A 4642-nucleotide genomic window follows, 5' to 3' on the forward strand; every position below is an offset into this window, starting at 1 on the left:
GGATACTTTGGTCTCTTGAACAACATTCAAATGATCAAACTTTTTGATGAGATTGGGAATTTTTTGCATTGCTGCGGCAAATTTGGACTCCATGAATACTCCGCTATTCGTCATTTGATTTTTGAGGGTTTGGGCATCCATGAGGGTGATGTCTTTGAGAAATTTTTCTAAAATAATCGTTTTAGTTGAGAGTTCTGGAGATGTTTTGAGTTCTTTAATGAGTGATCTGAGATTTTCGCTGAAATTTCCCATCGTTTTAAATGGAGTTGAGTTTTTTAAAATATCGAGTAAAACTGTATCGGATTTGATTGAGGAGAATTTATCCTGAAATATGGATGTAAGGAGAGATTTGAGGTCTTTTCCCTCTTTGAGAATTTCAAGCTGTTCAGGAGTAGCATTGCTGATTACCTCCCCAAGGACTTTGTTCATGTTGGGGAGGAGGATGTTGAGTCGTGCTTCGGGATTTAGATGTATCATAATGTAAATCATAACATGGTCTATTCGTTTATGGGTAGTTTTTCAGAATAATTTTTTAAGATATGATTTTTTTGTGACTTTTAAAGAATAAAATGATTATTAACTGATAGATGGGACGTTTTTATGGATCAATGATCGAAAATCATGAGAATATTCCATAGACTAATTATGAGATGATTGATATGAATACTATGGTGCAAGAATTAACACTATTTGCTCAAGAGGTTAAACTCCTTTATATTGAGGATAACAAAGGACTTAGAGAAAATATAATCAGTTTATTAACAAAATTTTTTCCTTATTTATACTATGCCGAAAACGGTGAGATCGGGTATGAACGATATCGTCAATATAATCCGGATATTGTTTTGAGTGATATTAAAATGCCAGGTATGAGTGGATTTGAGCTAGCAAAAGCAATCAAATTGGATAATAGTGATATCCGTATTATTTTTCTTTCTGCTTTTGATGAGAAAGAGTATTTATACGAAGCAATTGAGACTGGAGCTTTTCGCTATTTAGCCAAACCAACCAAAATTCCTCTTTTGATTTCAGCATTGCATGCTGCTGTTCTTTCAATCCATAATGAGCGTAACAAACGGATTTTTGAACGCCAATTAAACGATATTTTTAATTATCAAAATAATCTTCTTATGATGTTTGATAAAGGGATACCAATTCTTGTAAATCGGCAATTTCTTGATTTTTTCGGGGTAAAAAATTTGGATGAATTTATGCAACAGCGAAAGGGCATACGGGAATTGCTCTTGGAACATCAAGGGTTTTTGTATTCAACTTCAGAATCAGGGTGGTATGAAAAAGCACTTGCCAATTCAGAACAACTGTTTCATACGAAAGTAGTAAATTATGATAAAGAGACTCGACATTTAATTATGAAACTGAGAAAAATTCCTGATAAAGAGGGGATGACAATCGTTTCATTTGATGATATTAGTGAGTTGAATTTAATGATGATTTTTGATGGAAATGCAACTAAAAATGATCAAAAACTTCAAGAAAGCAACGCTGTTATGAAATTGATGAATGTTATAAAAGAGAATGGGTCTGAGGTTAAACTTCATAACTTTTATCGTGGTTTGACAATTGTAAACAGTGCTATTTTAATTAATATTGATGATAACAAGATAGTATTGAAAACGGCTTATGCTCAACTTAAAGCTATTAAAATTGCTAAAAATATAACGATTACATCCGAATTGTTTCCTTACAGTGTTTTATGTAAAGTACCGCATAGTATTGATTTTGATCAGCAGACTATTACCTTTTCCGATATGCAATTTATTCAAGAAAGTGCTGATCAAAGAGCTAATATTCGTTTGGAACCGGATGAAGGGCGTCATAGTGCCACATTATTTTATGATGAAATAAAATTTTCAGGGAGGACGCGGGTTGTCGATATTTCGATTTGTTCGGTTAAAATAGAGATTGATGCACTTCCAGCAGGGCTTTGTATCGGAACAATGTCAAAAATTTCTATGATTTTTGAGACAGATCATGCTCCATTACTCCTGATAATTCAGGGTAAAGTGCATCGTATCGATACGTTTGCTAAATCTTTTAATGTGGTTTATCTATTCGCATTGAGTCCGGTAGATAAGGAGAAAGTACGAAATTATATTGCTAATCGGCAAATGGAGCTTATACGTGAATTTAAAGCGCTATAAGAGAGTCATATATCGTATTTTTATGGGAATGTCTCGATCGGTAGCAATTGCTTGGTTTGCATTTATAATCGCATTAGGAATTACGTTTTTATTATGGTCTAATGCTCAAAAAAAAGTTTTAAATGAAGCTAAAAATAGATTTGACGTATCGGTACGTGATACCGTTGATAAAATTAACAATCGTATGCAGGCTTATGAACATACATTGCAAAGCGGTGCTGCATTACTAAATACGGTTGAGATGATTGATCAATCAAAGTGGGAAAACTACATTCGAAGATTAAAAATTGAAGAACATTATCCCGGTTTCCAAGGTATTGGATATTCAATAGTGATTACTCCTGAGAATCTTTCAAGCCATATTGCCAAAATGCACAGACAACAAGATAGTAACTATACGATTAAACCTTTTGGACAGCGTAAAGAATATCATTCTATTATTTATCTTGCACCGTTGGATGAGAAGAATAAGCGTGCTATTGGATACGATATGTTTACGAATCTTACTCGGCAACAAGCAATGATACATGCTCGTGATAGCGGCAATACCGCTTTATCAGGTAAGGTAACATTGGTTCAAGAAACTGATATCGATGTTCAAGCCGGATTTTTAATGTATACTCCTCTTTATACTGAAAAAAGTACTTTTTTGACATTGAGAGAGAAGCATGAACGTCTGAAAGGTTTTATATATGCCCCTTTTCGTGCAAACGATTTGATGCGTGAAATATTGAATAAAAATAATCCAAATATAGCAGTAAGTATTTATGACGGCACACAGATTAGTGATACAAATCTTTTGTATGAGAGTCAGCCCTTTATACAGGACAAACCGCTTTATATCGTATCGGTTCCGATAGTACTATATGGACGCACATGGACAGCCGTTTTTCAAACCCTTCCTTCTTTTAACACGACCATAAATATGGATCAGCCTCGATTGGTGATATTGGCAGGTTTGCCTATATCTTTTTTGGTATTATTGATATTTCTTTCTTTTTCTCAAACCGTACAACAAGCAAAATATATAGCACGTAAAATGACTGCTGAAATTAGAGCGCTTAATGATGAATTAGAAAATATGATCAATACTGCTCCCAATCCTATTATTGTCCATAGCGAAGATGGCAGAATTGTAAAAATGAATCAAACTTGGTCAACTATCTGTGGTTATACGTATGAAGAGACACCGACCACGGATATTTGGATTGATAAAGTTTACCGAGAGGAAAATCATGCGGATATCAAAGCCCATATCCGTTATCTTTTTACGATTACAGAAAAAGTCGATGAGGGTGAATTTACATTTTATAGTAAATCGGGTGCGAAAATCACTTGGCAGTTTAGTTCGGCACCGTTTGGGATAATCGATGGACAAAAAGCGCTTATTTCTTCTGCAATGGATGTAACTGAGCTCAAACATAAAGATGATTTGATGATGATGCAGTCACGTCATGCGGCGATGGGGGAGATGATTAATATGATTGCCCATCAATGGCGCCAACCGCTTGCTTCTATCTCTGCTATTTCTGGATTATTAAGTTTTGAAACGATGATGGATCAATATGAAAAGAACCATTTTACCGAGAAGCTTGATTTAGTGAGTGATTTAGCGTTGGAACTCTCTAATACGATCAATGATTTTAGAAATTTTTTCAAAAAAGATAAAATAAAAGAATTAACAACATGGCAAGAATTGGTTCAAGGGAGTATGACGATAATGCAACCGATTTTGATCAGTAAATCGATTAAAGTAGAAATTGCTTTTGATTATAAAGATGCTTTTGAAACCTATTCGCGTGAAATGAAGCAAGTTATCCTGAATTTTATTAAAAATTCAGAAGATATATTAACGGATAATTTAATTGCTGAACCGACAATATGGATACGAACGTTTTATGAAGAGAATATGAGTTGTTTTGAGATAGAAGATAATGGTGGCGGGATACCAGGGGAGATTTTGAACCAAATTTTCGATCCTTATTTTAGTACAAAAATAGAAAAAAATGGAACAGGAATCGGTCTTTATATGTCGAAAATAATTGTTGAAAAACATGCAAAAGGATCACTGAGTGTCTATAATACCCCAGTAGGTGCATGTTTTAAAATCTGTTTACCGTTATCATAACTCCATTAGTAAGAATGGGATTTGACCGCCGTAATAAAGATAAGATTGTCGATGATGTCGATAGTTTTTTCGGGATAGATGATTTCAAGTTCACGAATTCCGGCTTCGATTTCTTCATCGCTAAATACCCCAAGATCTGACATAAAACGATGACGTAGCATTTCATACCAAATCTCTTTTGATAGGGTAAAGGGATGTTCCCGTAAAGTTGTTATGACTTTGAATCCACAAGCTTTAAGCTGTAATTCAAAAATTGTATGGGGCGGTTGATTTTGAGCAAATGCTTCTTTTGCAGCTTTAAACAATGGAAAAGCAATATTTTGCGGGCGAGTAATAATAAGGAGCTTTCCTT

4 protein-coding genes are annotated in these 4642 nt (G+C 34.3%); 2 read left to right on the forward strand and 2 right to left on the reverse strand.

The genetic code is table 11. The features are described from left to right. A partial coding sequence (locus WA010_RS03425; RefSeq protein WP_422555771.1) for a hypothetical protein occupies positions 1–477 on the reverse strand: 477 nt, incomplete at its 3' end. Between the two features lie 182 nt (positions 478–659). On the opposite strand from WA010_RS03425, the gene WA010_RS03430 reads away from it, so the two are divergent. Continuing rightward, positions 660–2162 carry a response regulator transcription factor gene (locus WA010_RS03430; protein WP_422555772.1) on the forward strand — a complete coding sequence of 501 codons (1503 nt, stop codon included), beginning with the start codon at positions 660–662 and terminating at the stop codon, positions 2160–2162. 28 nt (positions 2163–2190) lie between these two features. Beyond that, positions 2191–4290 carry a CHASE domain-containing protein gene (locus WA010_RS03435; RefSeq protein WP_422555773.1) on the forward strand — a complete coding sequence of 700 codons (2100 nt, stop codon included), beginning with the start codon at positions 2191–2193 and terminating at the stop codon, positions 4288–4290. Positions 4291–4295: 5 nt separating this feature from the next. Here the strand turns inward: WA010_RS03435 and WA010_RS03440 are convergent. Further along, positions 4296–4642: hypothetical protein (locus tag WA010_RS03440; protein WP_422555774.1), on the reverse strand; the 347-nt coding region annotated here is incomplete at its 5' end.

It is taken from the genome of Sulfuricurvum sp., assembly GCF_049305995.1.
Classification (GTDB): Bacteria; Campylobacterota; Campylobacteria; order Campylobacterales; family Sulfurimonadaceae; genus Sulfuricurvum.

Bases quoted from the DNA above. Each gene is read 5' to 3' on its own strand.
- WA010_RS03430 (WP_422555772.1), top strand. From the start codon at position 660: ATGAATACTATGGTGCAAGAATTAACACTATTTGCTCAAGAGGTTAAA.
- WA010_RS03435 (WP_422555773.1), top strand. From the start codon at position 2,191: ATGTCTCGATCGGTAGCAATTGCTTGGTTTGCATTTATAATCGCATTA.